The organism is Citrobacter sp. wls757 (assembly GCF_005280935.1).
Classification (GTDB): domain Bacteria; phylum Pseudomonadota; class Gammaproteobacteria; order Enterobacterales; family Enterobacteriaceae; genus Citrobacter; species Citrobacter portucalensis.
On the sequence record NZ_SZWU01000015.1, the window covers coordinates 240895 to 257959 of the forward strand.

A 17065-nucleotide genomic window follows, 5' to 3' on the forward strand; every position below is an offset into this window, starting at 1 on the left:
TGTTGGTTGTGTTTGTAGGCCCGATAAGCGTAGCGCCATCGGGCATGATGAACCAATTAGTACAGCAGCGCGTACAGCTGACGACGGTATTTGGAAGCCAGCGCATCGCCGGTTCCTAATGCGGCAAGGATCTCCTGGAAGGTCTTACGTGCCTGACCATCGGCAGCCGTAAGATCTTTCTTCAGGTGGCTGAACAGTAATTCCAGCGATTCCTCGTTGCGCCCGACCTGGTGCAATTGAATAGCCAACTGCGTTGCCAGCGCCGCATCCTGTGGATTGCTGGCGACCTGCTGTTGCAACTGTTGGATTTCCGGCGTATCAGCGGCCTGCTTCAGCAGTTCGATCTGTGCGATCAGCCCTTGATAGCGGGTGTCCTGATCCTGCAACGGAATGGTTTTCAGTACCGCTTCGGCTTCATCAGAACGGTTCAGGGCGATTTGCGTTTCCGCCAGCAGCAGACCGATTTCGCTGCTCTGGTTGGAGATCTGCCAGGCTTCTTTCAGCAGCGGCAGCGCATCCGCGTGATTACCGGCTTCGATGAATTCGATAGCCTGGCGTGCTTTCAGCTCTTCTTCGCTCGGCAGCACTTTCTCCAGCAGCGCGCGAATAACCTCTTCCGGTTGCGGGCCCTGGAATCCATCTACCGGCTGGCCGTTCTGGAACAGATAAACCGTAGGGATCGCGCGCAGACCAAACTGGGAGGCGATCATCTGCTCGGCGTCGCAGTCCAGCTTAGCGAGAATAAACTGACCGTTATACTGGGCGGCAAGGCTCTCCAGTACCGGCGTTAATTGCAGACAATGCTGGCTGCGCTCAGACCAAAAATAGAACAGGACCGGCGTGGTCATCGACTGTTCAAGGGTCTGCTGTAGGTTCGATTCGTTAATGTTAACAATATTCTGTGTGGACATGGAGTTACTCTCTTTTGTCGATTTCTTGTTACATGGGGGCTGACGCGCGAGCTTCAACTCAACCCTGTAAAATTTTGTCCATTATGCGGCCAGGCAACAGGCGTTTAAGCAGCATCACTGCCCAGGTCACCAGCGTAACCGGATAACGTAGCTTTGGTTTATCGCTCTCAAACGCATGACGCACTTTGGCGACAACCGCTTCTGGTCCCAGCGTAAAACGCGCGGCAATGCCGGGATTTTCAACGGGAGCATCGCTCTGGGTCTGGTTGACGTTTTCGGTAAAGCGGGTACGGATGGGGCCAGGTTCAATCAGGCTGATCTTAATCCCGCTGTGGCGCAGTTCCATACGCAGTGCGTCGGACCAGGCTTCCAGTGCATATTTGCTGGCGGCATAGGCGCCGCGTCCCGGCGTTGAGATCAATCCCATTACCGAGGAGGTCATCACGATGCGCCCTTCGCCGTGGGGTAACATGGCAGGTAACAGGCGCATGGTAAGCTGATGTGCGCCAAAGAAGTTGGCGGAAAACTGCTGTTCCATCTGTTCACGGCTGATGGTGGGCAGGGGACCATAGACACCGTATCCGGCGTTGTTAAAGATCCCATATAAACGATTATCGGTCAGGGCGATCACTTCATCGGCGGCACGATCCACGCTTTCGGGTGAATCCAGATCCAGCAACACGCCAGTGAATCCCATGCTGTTCATACGCGCGACATCGTCAGGTTTGCGACAGCCTGCCAGAATTTGAAAACCCTGGCGCTTTAGCTCAAGCGCGCTTTCCAGGCCGATTCCGCTGGAACATCCTGTTATTAAGACCGATTTTTGCATAACTTTACCTGTCAGGATCTCCGTTGAATTACGAGTCGTGATTTACTATATCCGTCATACTTCAAGTTGTCTGCGCGTTGGCTACGCTCGCTCACCCCAGTCACATAGTTATCTATGCTCCTGGGAACTCTCTCACTTGCCGCCTTCATACAACTCGAATTATTTAGGATAGAAAAGGGGTGAGATGTTGCGCCATCCAGTCGGCGATAAACGGCTGGGCGTCACGGTTAGGATGGATACCATCATTCTGCATCCACTGGGGTTTCAGATAAACCTCTTCCATGAAAAATGGCAGCAGAGGAATATCAAACTCTTTGGCGAGCTTTGGATAAATCGCGCTAAAGGTTTCATTATAACGGCGACCGTAGTTTGCCGGCAGACGAATTTGCATCAGCAGTGGTTCGGCATTTGCCGCTTTCACGTCCTGCAAAATTGTTCGCAGGGTTTGTTCGGTTTGCGCAGGTGCGAAGCCGCGCAGGCCGTCGTTGCCGCCAAGTTCGACCAGCACCCAGCGCGGCTGGTGCTGCTTGAGTAATGCAGGCAGACGGGCCAGACCTTGCTGCGAGGTGTCGCCGCTAATGCTGGCATTCACCACCGGCGTTTTGGTTTGCCATTTATCATTAAGTAGCGCAGGCCACGCGGCGCTGGCGGACATTCGGTATCCGGCGCTCAGGCTGTCACCCAGAATTAATAACGTGTCCGCTGCGGCGGCGCGGAAAGTTAACAGGACCAGGAACAGGAAAGGCCAATGCCAGCGGAAAACATTGTTGAAGTTCATCATCTTAAGAAATCCGTCGGTCAGGGTGATCATGAGCTATCCATCCTTACCGGAGTTGAACTGGTTGTCAAACGCGCCGAGACCATTGCGTTGATTGGCGAGTCGGGATCGGGGAAATCCACGCTGCTGGCGATTCTCGCCGGGCTTGACGATGGCACCAGCGGTGAAGTCAGCCTGGTGGGGCAGGCGCTGCACACCATGGACGAAGAAGCCCGGGCGCAACTGCGGGCGCGGCACGTGGGTTTTGTCTTCCAGTCATTCATGTTAATTCCGACCCTCAACGCGCTGGAAAACGTCGAACTGCCCGCGCTGTTGCGCGGCGAAAATAGCGGAAAAAGTCGTGACGGGGCAAAAACGCTGTTGGAACAACTGGGACTGGGAAAACGTCTTGATCATCTTCCGGCCCAGCTTTCCGGCGGGGAGCAGCAGCGCGTGGCGCTGGCGCGAGCGTTTAACGGTCGCCCTGACGTGCTGTTTGCCGATGAACCAACGGGCAACCTCGATCGCCAGACCGGAGACAAAATAGCCGACCTGTTGTTTTCTCTGAACCGGGAACACGGCACCACCCTGATTCTGGTGACGCATGACCCGCAGTTGGCGGCGCGTTGCGACAGGCGCTTACGTCTGGTGAATGGACAGTTGCAGGAGGAGGCATGATTGCACGCTGGTTCTGGCGCGAATGGCGCTCGCCTTCACTACTGATTGTCTGGCTGGCGCTGAGCCTGGCGGTAGCCTGTGTGCTGGCGCTGGGCAATATCAGCGATCGTATGGAAAAAGGGCTGAGCCAGCAAAGCCGTGAGTTTATGGCGGGCGATCGGTCGTTACAAAGTTCGCGTACCGTGCCGAAAGCGTGGATTGACGAGGCGCGACAGCGTGGCCTGAAGGTGGGCGAACAGCTCACCTTTGCCACCATGACTTTTGCCCGGGATACGCCGCAGCTGGCGAACGTCAAAGCGGTAGATAATGTGTATCCGATGTACGGCACACTGCAAACCAACCCGCCGGGACTGAAACCGCAGCCGGGCTCGGTTCTGCTGGCCCCACGTCTGATGGCGCTACTCAACTTAAAAGTCGGTGATTCCATCGACGTTGGCGATGCCACGCTGCGTATTGCCGGGGAGGTGGTGCAGGAGCCGGACTCTGGTTTTAATCCGTTCCAGATAGCACCGCGTCTGATGATGAACATGGCGGATGTCGAAAAAACGGCGGCGGTCCAGCCGGGAAGCCGCGTGACCTGGCGCTATAAATTTGGCGGGACGCCATCGCAACTGGAAGCCTATGAAAAGTGGCTGCTGCCACAGTTAAAGCCTGAACAGCGCTGGTATGGGCTGGAGCAGGATGAAGGGGCGCTGGGGAAATCACTTGAGCGTTCGCAACAGTTCTTGCTGCTTTCGGCGCTGTTAACGCTGTTGCTGGCGGTCGCCGCGGTTGCCGTGGCTATGAGCCATTATTGCCGCAGCCGTTACGATCTGGTGGCTATTCTGAAAACGCTCGGTGCGGGCAGAGCGCAACTGCGCAGGCTGATTGTTGGTCAATGGCTAATGGTGCTGGCGCTGTCTGGCGTGACCGGCGGGCTGTTCGGACTGTTATTCGAGCGCGTGCTGGTGCTGCTGCTCAAGCCGGTTCTGCCTGGAGAACTACCGCCTGCCAGCCCCTGGCCGTGGTTATGGGCACTAGGCACCATGACGGTGATTTCGCTATTGGTGGGGTTACGCCCTTACCGCCTGCTGCTGGCAACGCAGCCGCTGCGGGTGCTGCGCCGTGACGTGGTGGCAAACGTCTGGCCCCTGAAGTTTTATTTGCCAGTGGTCGTGATAGTCGTGATTGCACTGCTTGCTGGACTGATGGGCGGAAGTCCACTGCTGTGGGCGGTACTGGCTGGTGCGGTGGTACTGGCGCTGTTGTGCGGGGTGCTCGGCTGGATGCTGCTCAACGTGCTGCGTGGTCTGACGCTCTCCTCACTGCCGCTGCGTTTGGCGGTCAGTCGACTGTTACGCCAGCCGTGGTCAACGCTCAGCCAGCTATCGGCATTTTCGCTTTCCTTTATGCTGCTGGCGTTGTTACTGGTGCTGCGCGGCGATCTGCTCGACCGCTGGCAGCAGCAAATGCCGCCGGAAAGTCCGAACTATTATCTGATCAACATTGCCACCGAGCAGGTGGTTCCGCTGAAGGCTTTCCTGTCCGAGCATCAGGTGATCCCGGAATCGTTCTATCCGATTGTGCGGGCGCGTCTGACGGCTATCAATGAGAAGCCGACCGAAGGCAATCAGGATGAGGCGCTGAACCGCGAGCTTAACCTGACCTGGCAGGATACCCGACCGGATCATAACCCGATAACCGCCGGAAGCTGGCCGCCAAAAGCGGGCGAAGTGTCGATGGAAGAGGGGTTAGCGAAACGGCTGAACGTCAAACTCGGCGATCGGGTGACTTTTATGGGCGATACCCAGGATTTCAGCGCCACGGTCAGCAGTCTGCGTAAAGTGGACTGGGAAAGCTTGCGGCCCAACTTCTTCTTTATCTTCCCCTCCGGCGCGCTGGATGCTCAGCCGCAAAGCTGGTTAACCAGCTTTCGCTGGGAGAACGGCAACGGCATGCTAACGCAGCTTAACCGCGAATTCCCGACCATCAGCCTGCTGGATATTGGCGCCATCCTCAAACAGGTGAGCCAGGTGCTGGATCAGGTGAGCCGCGCACTGGAGGTGATGGTGGTACTGGTCACCGCCTGTGGCATGCTGCTGCTATTGGCGCAGGTCCAGGTCGGGATGCGTCAGCGTCATCAGGAGTTGGTGGTCTGGCGCACGCTGGGAGCAGGTAAGAAGCTGCTGCGTACCACGCTGTGGTGCGAGTTCGCCATGCTCGGGATGGTTGCCGGACTGGTGGCGGCCATCGGTGCGGAAACAGCGTTGGCGGTACTGCAAACCAAAGTGTTTGATTTCCCGTGGGAGCCAGACTGGCGACTGTGGGTAGTATTACCATTTAGTGGAGCATTGCTGCTCTCTTTATGCGGCGGATGGCTCGGTTCACGTCTGCTAAAAGGTAAAGCGCTGTTCCGTCAGTTCAGTAGTTAATTCATATTCGTGATGATTACGCACCGGTTTTAAAATCGGTGCGTCTTTTTTTCTATGTAGCACAAATTGATAACTCCTTGATATTTAACAGCACAGAACAATAAAAACCCAACAACACGAGAGTATTAATAAACGTTAATATTTGTGTGCTGAATAATTGGCGGGCTATCTATCAAGGTATAAATAATGACTATAAAAAAAACAGCGCTGGCGGTATCGATCGGCGCAGCAGTGGCATTAACGACTTTCGCTTCACAGGCGGAAATCACGGTCCTGAAACAAGATCCGCAGGCGGGCAACCCGCTGAGCCGTCTTAACTTCACCGTCGGCGGAAGTATTCGTCCGCAGTTCCAGAATATGGCCGGTGACGATGGTAAGAATGGCTACAAACGTAATGGCTTCGATGGCGGTACACGTTTCCGCTTCGCCGCTGACTACTATCTGTTTGATGATATCAGTTGGGTGAGCTACTACGAGCTGGGCGTTAACTTCCCGGCAATGTTCAACTGGGATAACCACTACGCTGACGGTGCCAACGATACCACGCGTCGTATGCTGTACACCGGTCTGAAGAGTGCAACCTGGGGTACGCTGACCTTTGGTCAACAGAACAGCATTTACTATGATGTAGTCGGTGCGAAAACGGATATCTGGGACTATGACATGATCGGTCAGGCGCCAGGTAACGGTATTAATGGCGACTATGATGGTTCCTATCGTACGCGTAAATCACTGAAGTATAAGAATACCGTTGGTGATGTGGATCTCTACGCCTCTTATCTGTTCAGTGATGATTACAACCCGAACAACGGTCTGCGCTACAAGCGTAAAGGCGGCGGCTCACTGGGTGTGGATTATCACATTACCGATGACCTGACCTGGGGTACGGCGTGGAACTACACTCGCGCGGAAATGCGTGGCAACACCAGCAAAACCTACGATCAAAACATCGTCGGTACCGCGCTGAGCTGGAAACCGGACAACTGGACCTTCTCGATGGGCGGCGGTTGGTATCAAAACTTCATGACCACCAAAAAAGTCTCTGTTAACGACTACTTTGCCGGTGACGCCTGGGGTCTGGAATACTTCGCCGGTTACACCTTCCCGGTGGGTCAATATGCGCTGAAATCCGTTCAGCCGTACTTTATGGGCGACCGTATTGAGTACGTGAATGGCCGTAACTACCTGCGTACCGACAACGGCGTGGGGATCAGCTTCCAGCTGGATTACGGTTTCCGTGTTGACTACGAACACGTCTTTACCTCCAGCACCGACAATCTGGGTGACATGAACCTGGTTCGTCTGCGTTACGACTTCTAATCGAACGCCTGCCGCCCGATACGCTTGCGCTTATCGGGCCTAAGAAAGCTGTTGTAGGCCGGATAAGGCACTTGTGCCGACATCCGGCTTTTTCATACCTTCTTTCATTTAAAAACATACTCCGCAACATCATGAAATAATTTCAAGGACAGCAGGTTGTGATCTGTGTCATGTTAACAATCAGCCTGTTAACGGGCCAACAAGAACAACGTCGCAAGAACGGCGTGAGACATGACACCACAACGTTAAAATGGAGAGAATATGGGATTGCGTCAGAGTTTACGCGTCGCGACCGGGGCGCTGTTACTGGCCTGTGGATTACAGTTTGCTCATGCGAACAGTGACCCGCACACAATTGTGTTTGGCGTCGCGCCTGGGCCATACGGCGATATGGTGAAACAGGCCATTGCCCCCACGCTGAAAGAGAAAGGCTATAAGGTAGTGGTGCGCGAATTCAGCGATTACGTGCAGCCAAACATGGCGCTCTCCAACGGTAGCATTGATGCTAACCTGTTCCAGCATTCGCTCTATTTTGACAAATTCACTGCCGATAAAGGCCTGAAGCTGAGCAAGCTGATTGTGGTCCCGACGGCCGGGATGGGGTTTTACTCACATAAAATCAAAAGCCTGGATGAGTTGAAAAAAGGAGATGTGATCACGCTCTCCAACGATCCCACCAACCTGGCTCGCGGTCTGCGTTTCCTGCAGTCTATTGGCCTTATCACCATCAAAGACAATATTGATCCAACTAAAGCCTCCGAGCGCGATATCGCCAGCAATCCCAAAGGGCTGGTGTTTAAACCGCTGGAAGCGGCACAACTGCCGCGTACGCTGGACGGTGTGACCGGTGCGCTGGTCAACGGTAACTTTGCCGTGGCGGCAAAAATGGATCTCGCCAGCGCCATCAAGCAGGAACACCTGGACGAAAATCTGAAAAATATCATCGCGGTACGCAGTGAAGATGCGGATAAACCGTTCGCAAAAGATATTGTTGAGGCGGTGAAATCTCCGGCGTATCGCGCGGTGATCGACGATCCGCAAAATATCTACAGCGCCTTCCAGAAACCGGAATGGATGTCGACAGCCCAATAATCGCTGCGCACAAGGGTTAACAGGGGCAGCGACGACTGCCCTTTTCGCATTTCTGAGGTGGCTATGATTGAGATTGAGAAAGTTTGCGTGGATTTTAGCGCAGGCCGTGGACCATCAACCCGGGCGGTTGATGACGTTAGCTTGCGCATTGGCGCAGGTGAGATATTTGGCATTGTCGGGACCAGCGGCGCGGGGAAAAGTACGCTGCTGCGCACCCTGAACGCCTTAACGCGTCCGAGCCAGGGAAGCGTGAAGGTGAACGGCGTAGAAATTTCCGCGCTGGAAGGGGGGCATCTACGTAAAGCCCGTCAGCGTATCGGTATGATTTTTCAACATTTTAACCTGATGCATACCCGTACCGTGGCGCAAAACGTCGCCTTTAGTCTGAAGGCTGCCGGATGGGAGCGCAGTAAAATTGGCCCGCGCGTGAGCGAAATCCTGGCGCTGGTGGGGCTGTCAGACAAGGCGAACCGCTTTCCGGTTCAGCTCAGCGGTGGGCAAAAGCAGCGTGTGGGTATTGCCCGCGCGATTGCCAATCACCCGGATGTGCTGCTGTGTGATGAACCTACCTCGGCGCTGGACCTCGAAACCTCAGCCACGATTCTGGCGTTGCTTAAGCAGATCAACCAACAGTTGGGGATCACGATCGTGCTGATCACTCACGAGATGAACGTGATCAAATCGATTTGCGATCGCGTGGCGGTAATGTCTGGCGGCAAGGTGGTGGAGTCTGGTGAGGTGTTTGACGTTTTTGCTCACCCGCAGCACGCGTTCACGCAGCAGTTGGTGTCGCATACCCTCAATTTGACGCTGCCCGAGCGTCTGCGCCAGCATCTGCCTGGTCAGTTGCTAAAAATTCTGTTCATCGGCGATTCGGCGGAACAGCCGGTGTTGTCAGAAGTCGCGGTTAAATTTGGCGTGGCGGTGAACATTCTGCACGGCAAAATTGAATATATTGGCGAACGTGCGCTGGGGATTCTGGTCGTGCAACTGACCGCGCCGCATAACCCTTCAGCGGTGGAAGTCGCCGTGGAACATATTCGTCAACGTACTGCACAGGTGGAGGTGATTCGTGGATGATTTATTGCCGGATTTGACGCTGGCGTTTAATGAAACCTTCCAGATGCTGAGCATCTCTACGGTGCTGGCAATTATTGGTGGTCTGCCGCTCGGTTTTCTGATTTTCGTCACCGACCGGCATTTATTCTGGCAAAACCGTTTTGTGTATCTGCTCAGCTCCGTGCTGGTGAATATCATTCGTTCGGTACCGTTTGTGATCCTGCTGGTCCTGCTGCTGCCGCTAACCCAGTTTTTGCTCGGGAATACCATTGGCCCGATTGCGGCGTCGGTCCCGCTCTCAGTGGCGGCAATCGCCTTCTATGCCCGTCTGGTTGATAGCGCGCTACGTGAAGTCGATAAAGGGATTATTGAAGCGGCGGAAGCGTTTGGTGCCAGCCCGATGCGCATCATCTGCACCGTTCTGTTACCTGAAGCGAGCGCGGGTCTGCTGCGTGGGTTGACGATAACGCTGGTGAGTCTGATCGGATACTCCGCGATGGCCGGGATCGTTGGCGGCGGTGGAGTCGGCGACCTGGCGATTCGCTTTGGTTATTACCGCTACGAAACCCAGGTCATGATCGTCACCGTGGTGGCGTTGATTATTTTGGTGCAGGTCGTTCAGGTGCTGGGTGACTGGCTGGCAAAACGCGCAGATAAGCGCGACAGACACTGATCACTGTGCGTTAAGCCACTCGGCAACGTCCTGCCATGTGCCGCGAAAGACGATTTTCGCGGCTTTCTTTTCCAGCTGATAGCGATACATCGGGTCGTAATACTCATTGAGCAACGGTACCAGCCAGCCCATATGGGCGTCGGTGCTGCCCGTTGCCTGCTGTTCGCGCAGAGCCTCGTCGAGCAGGGTGGTCAGCTCGGCAAAACGTTGTAAACCCAGACGACGGCGTATAGCAAACAGGCCGTGGTGCAGATACTCGCTGTACTCCTGCCAGCCCTGGCTCTCGCCATAAGCGTGGGTAAAATCGTGGTGCATCTTCACGAAATACTCTTCGCGTAGTCGCTCCAGACGACGCTCAAAAGGATCGTCCACCACCGCAATTGATGCCAGGGTCATGCGCTCGCGCAGGCATTCTGGCAGATGATTAGCCCCGATCATGCGGCCTTCATCTTCCAGTACCCACAGACGTAAATCCTGACGGCTATCGGTTTTGAGCATTTCAACCGCCAGCAGGTTTTCAAAACTCGCCTGACTCAATTGAGGTTCAACGGTGCGCCCAAACGAGGAGCCGCGATGGTGCGCCAGACCTTCGAGATCCACACCGTTTGGCTGCTGTTGCACCAGTTGCGTTTTACCGTTCCCGGTACAGCCGCCAATTAAGACGATCGGCTTTTGCACTAATTCTTCAGTCAGATGTATCACTGCCTGGCGCAGGGCTTTGTAACCGCCTTTAATCAACGGATAGTCAATGCCGGACTCATGCAGCCACTGCTGCACAATATGCGAACGCTGACCGCCGCGCGCGCAGCATAAATAGCCCGCAGGATTTTGACGGCAGGCGTCCTGCCAGGCCCGCATTCTCTGTTGGCGGGTCTCACCCGAGACCAGTTGATGGCCGAGCGCGAGGGCGGCTTCGGGTCCCTGACGTTTATAACAGGTCCCAACGGCGGCACGTTCGTCATCGTTCATTAAGGGAAGGTTGATTGCGCCCGGCATTGCGCCCTGCTGAAATTCCACGGGGGCGCGTACATCGATTAAAGGCGTACCGGCAAGCAAAATTGCGCGGTAGTCTTGTATTGTTTGTGTGTCTTGCATAGTAAAAAACGAAACCTCAAATCATCCTGCGTACTATTTTACGCGCCAAATGAGAGGATGACTTGATTTTCAATCGCGTGCATTGTTGAAAATTGCCAAAAATCCGGCAATTTCCGGTTTTCGCTGGGTAAACAGCGTCACAATATCGTCAACTGCTTTACCTGCGCCAAACTTATGCCATGCGAGGCTTAAGGGAGAGGGGGGACGCATGGTCGGGATGATGCTACTAACCAGTTGCCCGCTATCCAGCAGCGGCTGGCAGAGCGGCTGCGGAACGAAGCCGATACCCACCCCCGCAAGATGCGCTGCAAGCTTGGTTTCCATGTCGGGGACGATTATCTCTTTTTGACCTGGAAGACGCCATGCGACCCGTTTGGTCAGGGTCCGCGCACTGTCTTCAATGTTGATAGCCGGGAAACGGCGCAGTTGCGCTTCCGTTAATGGACCGCTGATGTTTGCCAGCGGATGATCCGCCGACATAACAAATCGCCACTGAACAGAACCCAAAGGATCGAGGGTAAAGGTGTTTGCCATTGGTTCAGTGCCGGTGACGCCGATAGCCAGTGAAAATCCTTCGTACAGCAGAGAATCCCACACGCCCATATAAATCTGCCGGGAAAAGTGAAACTGAGTAAAGGGGTAGCGTGCGTTAAGCCAGGATAACAGGCGAGCGACGGCTTCAGGGCTGTACAGCAGATTGTTGACCACAATATTCACCTGGCGCTCTACTCCGTCGTTCACTTGTTGCAACTCGCTGGGCATGCTGTCCAGCCAGGCGAGCCAGTCTTTTGCCTGAGAAAGGAGATGAGAACCGGCGGCGGTTAACGTCACGCTTCGGGTGGTGCGAAAGAACAGCGCGACGCCGGTATTTTCTTCCAGAAGTTTAATACGGTAGCTGATGGTGGCTGTGGTTTTACACAAGCGGTCCGCCGCCTTGGAGAAACTTCCCGTTTCGGCGACGCCGATAAAGGTACGCAGTGTTTCCGGGTCAAACATCGTCAGCTACTCCCTCAATGATCTTCTACAAGCCTGATTTCTTGTTCTCTGATTTATAAGTATTTTTGCATAATGGCCTTGTTTAAATTGTGGTCTAAATCTAGTTTTGGAAAAATTTTCCAATTTTTGTGTTGATGTTAAATCACGAAGGTTTTAGATTGCATGGTATTGAAACCGCCACGTGTTCTGACTGCGGTTCAGCGGAATTCAGTTACGAGGAAATGATGATGAAACTTGAGGTATTACCGTTAAATCAGCACACGTTCAGCGCCTATGGCGATGTCATAGAAACTCATAAACGTGATTTTTTTCATATCAATGATGGGCTCGTTGAACGTTATCACGACCTGGCCAATGTCGAGGTCCTGGAGCAGGATCGTACGCTCATCAGTATTAATCGCGCGCAACCAGCGGCTATGCCGATTGTTGTGCATGAACTGGAGCGCCACCCGCTAGGCACCCAGGCATTTATGCCCATGAAGGGTGAGGCGTTTGTGGTGATTGTCGCGCTCGGCGAGGACAAACCCGATCTTTCCACCTTAAAAGCTTTTATCACCAATGGCCAACAGGGTGTGAATTACCACCGAAACGTCTGGCATCACCCGCTGTTCGCCTGGCAAACCGTGACCGATTTTCTGACCGTGGATCGTGGTGGTAGCGATAATTGTGATGTTGAAAGTATCCCTGCTCATGAACTCTGTTTTGCGTGACGCTATCGGCCTTCTTGCTTAATATGAACATATTGTTCATTGTTTATGCTCATATTTTGGGCCGGAGTAAATGCAGTGGTGACGGAAGTAAGACGGCGTGGCAGGCCAGGACAGGCGGAGCCGGTCGCGCAAAAGGGCGCTCAGGCGCTTGAGAGAGGCATTGCAATTTTGCAGTATCTCGAAAGAAGTGGAGGCAGTTCGTCGGTGAGCGATATTTCCGGCAGTCTGGATTTGCCGCTCTCCACGACTTTTCGCCTGTTAAAGGTTTTACAGGCTGCTGATTTTGTTTATCAGGACAGCCAATTAGGCTGGTGGCACATCGGGTTAGGCGTATTCAACGTAGGCTCCGCGTATATTCATAATCGCGATGTTCTGTCGGTAGCCGGACCGTTTATGCACCGATTAATGCTGCTGTCGGGCGAAACGGTTAATGTCGCGATTCGCAATGGTACCGAAGCGGTGTTGATTGGTCAGAAGGAGTGCAAATCGATGGTCAGAATGTGCGCACCTTTGGGTAGTCGTATGCCGCTACATGCTTCTGGTGCGGGAAAAGCACTGCTTTATCCGTTGATGGAAGAAGAGCTAATGGACATCGTCGTGAAAACGGGTTTGCAGCAATTTACGCCGACCACGTTGGTAGACTTTCCGACTCTGCTGCGCAATCTGGAACTGGCGCGCGAGAATGGCTATATCGTCGATCACGAAGAGCATGTTATTGGATTGAATTGCATCGCTTCGGCTATCTATGACGATGCAGGCAGTGTCGTCGCTGCCATCTCTATTTCGGGGCCAGCATCCAGACTGACGGAAGATCGTTTTATCAGTCAGGGGGAACTGGTACGGGATACCGCACGAGATATCAGTACGGCGCTTGGCTTAAAAGCCCCCGTAGCGTAAGTCGTAACCCGCTCAGAGGAGCGGGACTTTTTTGGATTTTTTTAAAGTTGGAAAGTTTTTCCAATAAATAGAGGTAGAAAGAAAATGGCAAAAATGAGAGCTGTTGACGCGGCAATGTATGTGCTGGAAAAAGAAGGTATCACCACCGCATTTGGGGTCCCTGGAGCCGCAATTAACCCGTTCTATTCCGCAATGCGTAAGCACGGAGGCATCCGTCACATTCTGGCTCGCCACGTTGAAGGTGCTTCCCATATGGCGGAAGGCTACACGCGTGCAACGGCAGGTAACATTGGTGTCTGCCTTGGCACTTCCGGCCCGGCAGGCACGGACATGATCACCGCACTGTATTCCGCTTCTGCCGATTCTATTCCTATTTTATGCATCACTGGCCAGGCCCCTCGCGCCCGCTTGCATAAGGAAGATTTTCAGGCTGTTGATATTGAGTCTATTGCCAAACCAGTTAGCAAAATGGCGGTAACGGTGCGTGAAGCGGCGCTGCTTCCTCGGGTTTTACAGCAGGCATTCCATGTTATGCGCTCTGGTCGTCCTGGCCCGGTGTTGATCGATTTACCTTTTGATATTCAGGTTGAAGAAATCGAATTCGATCCAGAAATGTATGAGCCTCTACCGGTGTACAAACCTGCTGCCAGCCGCAAACAGATTGAGAAAGCGCTGGAAATGCTGATTCAGTCTGAGCGTCCGGTCATCGTAGCTGGAGGTGGGGTGATTAATGCGGATGCTTGCGAACTGCTGCAACGCTTTGCTGAACTAACCAACGTACCGGTAATTCCTACGCTGATGGGCTGGGGATGTATCCCGGACGATCATGAGTTAATGGCTGGAATGGTGGGATTACAAACGGCGCATCGTTACGGAAACGCCACGTTGCTGGCTTCCGATATGGTGTTCGGTATTGGTAACCGCTTTGCTAACCGACACACCGGCTCCGTCGCAAAATATACTGAAGGGCGCAAAATCATTCATATCGATATTGAGCCGACGCAAATTGGCCGCGTTCTTTGCCCGGATTTAGGTATCGTTTCCGACGCCAAAGCCGCGCTGACTTTGCTGATTGACGTTGCTCAGGAGATGCAGAAAGCCGGACGTTTGCCTTGCCGGAATACCTGGGTTGATGAATGTCAGCAGCGTAAGCGGACGCTACTGCGTAAAACCCACTTTGACAATGTTCCGGTTAAACCGCAGCGTGTGTATGAAGAAATGAATAAAGCCTTTGGTCGTGATGTTTGCTACGTCACCACCATCGGGTTATCGCAAATTGCCGCTGCGCAAATGCTGCATGTATTTAAAGACCGTCACTGGATCAACTGCGGTCAGGCTGGCCCTCTTGGCTGGACGCTGCCGGCGGCATTAGGGGTTTGTGTTGCCGATCCTTCGCGCAATGTTGTCGGGATTTCAGGGGATTTTGACTTCCAATTCCTGATTGAAGAACTGGCAGTGGGTGCGCAATTCAACATTCCTTACATCCATGTGCTGGTCAACAACGCCTACCTGGGGTTGATTCGCCAGTCGCAGCGCGCGTTTGATATGGATTACTGCGTGCAACTGGCGTTCGAAAACATCAACTCCAGCGAAGTAAACGGCTACGGTGTCGATCACGTCAAAGTGGCTGAGGGGTTAGGCTGTAAAGCCATTCGCGTATTTAAACCTGAAGAGCTTGCTCCGGCGTTTGAACAAGCCAAAGCTCTGATGGCGCAGTATCGCGTTCCGGTTGTTGTCGAAGTGATCCTTGAACGTGTGACGAATATCTCTATGGGTAGCGAACTGGATAATGTTACCGAGTTTGAAGAGATTGCAGACGGTGCTACCGATGCGCCAACCGAAACCTGTTTTATGAAATACGAATAGAGGGAGTGACAAATGTTACGTTTCTCAGCCAATCTTTCCATGCTGTTTCTGGAATACAGTTTCCTTGAGCGCTTTGATAAAGCGGCACAATCGGGCTTTCGTGGCGTAGAGTTCATGTTTCCCTACGATTACGACATTGATGTATTAAAAGAAAAGCTGCAAAGCAACCAACTGGAACATACGCTGCATAATCTTCCTGCCGGAGACTGGGCTGCGGGTGAACGTGGTATCGCCTGTATTCCAGGTCGCGAAGACGAATTTCGTGACGGTGTGGCAGCGGCGGTTCGTTATGCGAAAGGACTTGGCAATAAGAAAATTAATTGCCTGGTGGGTAAAACACCTACGGGGTTTTCTGCCGAACAGATCCAGCAGACGCTGGTGGAAAACCTGCGCTATGCGGCAAATATGTTAGCAAAAGAAGATATTTTATTGCTGATTGAGCCGATCAACCATTTTGATATACCGGGTTTCCATCTTACCGGAACTCATCAGGCTCTGGCGTTAATTGACAGCGTCGGCTGCAATAATATCAAGATTCAGTATGACATTTATCACATGCAGCGCATGGAGGGAGAGTTAACACAAACTATGACCACATGGGCAAATAAAATAGGTCATTTGCAAATTGCAGATAACCCTCGTCGCGGAGAACCAGGGACCGGGGAAATTAATTATGACTTTATTTTTAAGTTTATCGATAAATCAGGTTATGACGGCTGGGTTGGTTGTGAATATAAACCGCTGACCACCACCGAAGCGGGATTAACGTGGATTAATCAATATCGATAATTTGTAAGGAATTTCAGGTATCGCTATTTTTTCCACTTTGTTGGAAGGGGTTTGTGTTGCCTGAATTCGGGAAAACCGGCAGATATATAAGAGGTTAAAAATGAAACTGGGATTTATTGGCCTGGGTATTATGGGATCGCCAATGGCGATTAATCTGGCTCGCGCCGGACATCAGCTACATGTGACGACCATTGGTCCAGTAGCGGAAGAACTGCTGTCATTAGGCGCGGTAAATGTTGAAAATGCACGTCAGGTAACTGATTTTGCAGATATTATCTTCATAATGGTTCCGGACACGCCGCAGGTCGAAGAAGTGCTTTTTGGCGAGCACGGCTGCGCTAAAACCTCATTGCAGGGAAAAACAATTGTCGATATGAGTTCTATTTCTCCTATCGAAACCAAACGTTTTGCTAAGCAGGTTAATGAACTGGGCGGTGACTATCTGGATGCGCCAGTCTCTGGTGGGGAAATTGGCGCTCGCGAAGGTACCTTGTCTATTATGGTTGGCGGTGAGCCAGAGGTATTTGAACGGGTCAAACCGCTGTTTGATATTCTGGGTAAGAATATCACTCTGGTAGGTGGTAATGGTGATGGCCAAACCTGCAAAGTGGCTAACCAAATTATCGTTGCCTTAAATATTGAAGCTGTTTCTGAAGCGCTGGTATTTGCCTCAAAAGCGGGGGCAGATCCGGTTCGCGTGCGCCAGGCCCTAATGGGTGGGTTTGCCTCTTCTCGTATTCTGGAAGTTCATGGTGAGCGCATGATTAAACGCACCTTTGACCCCGGCTTCAAAATCGCACTGCATCAAAAAGATCTCAATCTGGCATTGCAAAGTGCAAAGGCGCTTTCACTGAATTTACCTAATACGGCAACCTGTCAGGAATTATTTAACACCTGTGCAGCGAATGGTGGTAGCCAGTTGGATCACTCGGCAATGGTTCAGGCTCTGGAATTAATGGCAAACCACAAATTGTCATGATCG

At 52.9% G+C, this 17065-nt stretch carries 16 protein-coding genes; 11 read left to right on the forward strand and 5 right to left on the reverse strand.

Translation table 11 applies throughout. The annotated features are described in order from the left end of the window. Window positions 1-56: 56 nt before the first annotated feature. From FDW94_RS02980 to tesA, 3 genes are all read right to left on the reverse strand, one after another. Complete coding sequence (locus FDW94_RS02980) at window positions 57-968, reverse strand: co-chaperone YbbN (protein ID WP_075552827.1); 912 nt, start codon at window positions 966-968, stop codon at window positions 57-59. Between the two features lies 1 nt (window position 969). Beyond that, window positions 970-1740, reverse strand: a complete 771-nt coding sequence (locus FDW94_RS02985) for an SDR family oxidoreductase (protein WP_044699402.1) — start codon at window positions 1738-1740, stop codon at window positions 970-972. A 163-nt stretch (window positions 1741-1903) separates the two neighbouring features. Beyond that, window positions 1904-2521, reverse strand: a complete 618-nt coding sequence (gene tesA / locus FDW94_RS02990) for a multifunctional acyl-CoA thioesterase I/protease I/lysophospholipase L1 (protein WP_212734171.1) — start codon at window positions 2519-2521, stop codon at window positions 1904-1906. Between tesA and ybbA the strand changes: the two genes are divergently transcribed. The 6 genes from ybbA to FDW94_RS03020 all read left to right on the forward strand — a co-directional run bounded on the left by ybbA (window position 2489) and on the right by FDW94_RS03020 (window position 9730). Further along, the gene (ybbA, locus tag FDW94_RS02995; protein WP_008783992.1) at window positions 2489-3175 is read left to right on the forward strand and encodes a putative ABC transporter ATP-binding protein YbbA; all 687 of its coding nucleotides are present in this window, start codon (window positions 2489-2491) and stop codon (window positions 3173-3175) included. The two genes, tesA and ybbA, sit on opposite strands and share 33 nt — an antisense overlap. Continuing rightward, complete coding sequence (gene ybbP, locus FDW94_RS03000) at window positions 3172-5586, forward strand: putative ABC transporter permease subunit YbbP (protein ID WP_137377104.1); 2415 nt, start codon at window positions 3172-3174, stop codon at window positions 5584-5586. The genes ybbA and ybbP overlap by 4 nt, the downstream gene beginning before the upstream one ends. Before the next feature lie 186 nt (window positions 5587-5772). Next, window positions 5773-6906 carry a porin gene (locus FDW94_RS03005; protein WP_008783995.1) on the forward strand — a complete coding sequence of 378 codons (1134 nt, stop codon included), beginning with the start codon at window positions 5773-5775 and terminating at the stop codon, window positions 6904-6906. Window positions 6907-7167: 261 nt separating this feature from the next. Further along, the gene (locus FDW94_RS03010; protein ID WP_003831083.1) at window positions 7168-7998 is read left to right on the forward strand and encodes a MetQ/NlpA family ABC transporter substrate-binding protein; all 831 of its coding nucleotides are present in this window, start codon (window positions 7168-7170) and stop codon (window positions 7996-7998) included. A gap of 63 nt (window positions 7999-8061) precedes the next feature. After that, entirely contained in the window at window positions 8062-9078 is a 1017-nt protein-coding gene (gene sfbB, locus FDW94_RS03015) for a virulence-associated ABC transporter ATP-binding protein SfbB (protein ID WP_032942581.1), read from the forward strand. Next, entirely contained in the window at window positions 9071-9730 is a 660-nt protein-coding gene (locus FDW94_RS03020) for a methionine ABC transporter permease (protein WP_003831085.1), read from the forward strand. The genes sfbB and FDW94_RS03020 overlap by 8 nt, the downstream gene beginning before the upstream one ends. Here the strand turns inward: FDW94_RS03020 and mnmH are convergent, their stop codons facing one another. Beyond that, a complete protein-coding gene (mnmH, locus tag FDW94_RS03025; RefSeq protein WP_137377105.1) occupies window positions 9731-10825 on the reverse strand; it encodes a tRNA 2-selenouridine(34) synthase MnmH in 1095 nt (364 codons plus the stop codon). A 69-nt stretch (window positions 10826-10894) separates the two neighbouring features. After that, complete coding sequence (gene allS, locus FDW94_RS03030) at window positions 10895-11821, reverse strand: HTH-type transcriptional activator AllS (RefSeq protein WP_137377106.1); 927 nt, start codon at window positions 11819-11821, stop codon at window positions 10895-10897. 227 nt (window positions 11822-12048) lie between these two features. Here allS and allA point away from each other — a divergent pair, with 227 nt between their 5' ends. From allA to glxR, 5 genes are all read left to right on the forward strand, one after another. Beyond that, window positions 12049-12531 carry an ureidoglycolate lyase gene (gene allA, locus FDW94_RS03035; protein ID WP_032934541.1) on the forward strand — a complete coding sequence of 161 codons (483 nt, stop codon included), beginning with the start codon at window positions 12049-12051 and terminating at the stop codon, window positions 12529-12531. A gap of 78 nt (window positions 12532-12609) precedes the next feature. Next, a complete protein-coding gene (gene allR / locus FDW94_RS03040; protein ID WP_032934542.1) occupies window positions 12610-13428 on the forward strand; it encodes an HTH-type transcriptional repressor AllR in 819 nt (272 codons plus the stop codon). An 84-nt stretch (window positions 13429-13512) separates the two neighbouring features. Further along, window positions 13513-15294, forward strand: a complete 1782-nt coding sequence (gene gcl, locus FDW94_RS03045) for a glyoxylate carboligase (RefSeq protein WP_128317156.1) — start codon at window positions 13513-13515, stop codon at window positions 15292-15294. Window positions 15295-15306: 12 nt separating this feature from the next. Continuing rightward, entirely contained in the window at window positions 15307-16083 is a 777-nt protein-coding gene (gene hyi, locus FDW94_RS03050) for a hydroxypyruvate isomerase (RefSeq protein WP_137377107.1), read from the forward strand. Window positions 16084-16183: 100 nt separating this feature from the next. Continuing rightward, window positions 16184-17062, forward strand: coding sequence for a 2-hydroxy-3-oxopropionate reductase (gene glxR, locus FDW94_RS03055; protein WP_137377108.1), 879 nt, complete (start codon window positions 16184-16186; stop codon window positions 17060-17062). The last annotated feature ends 3 nt before the right edge of the window (window positions 17063-17065 follow it).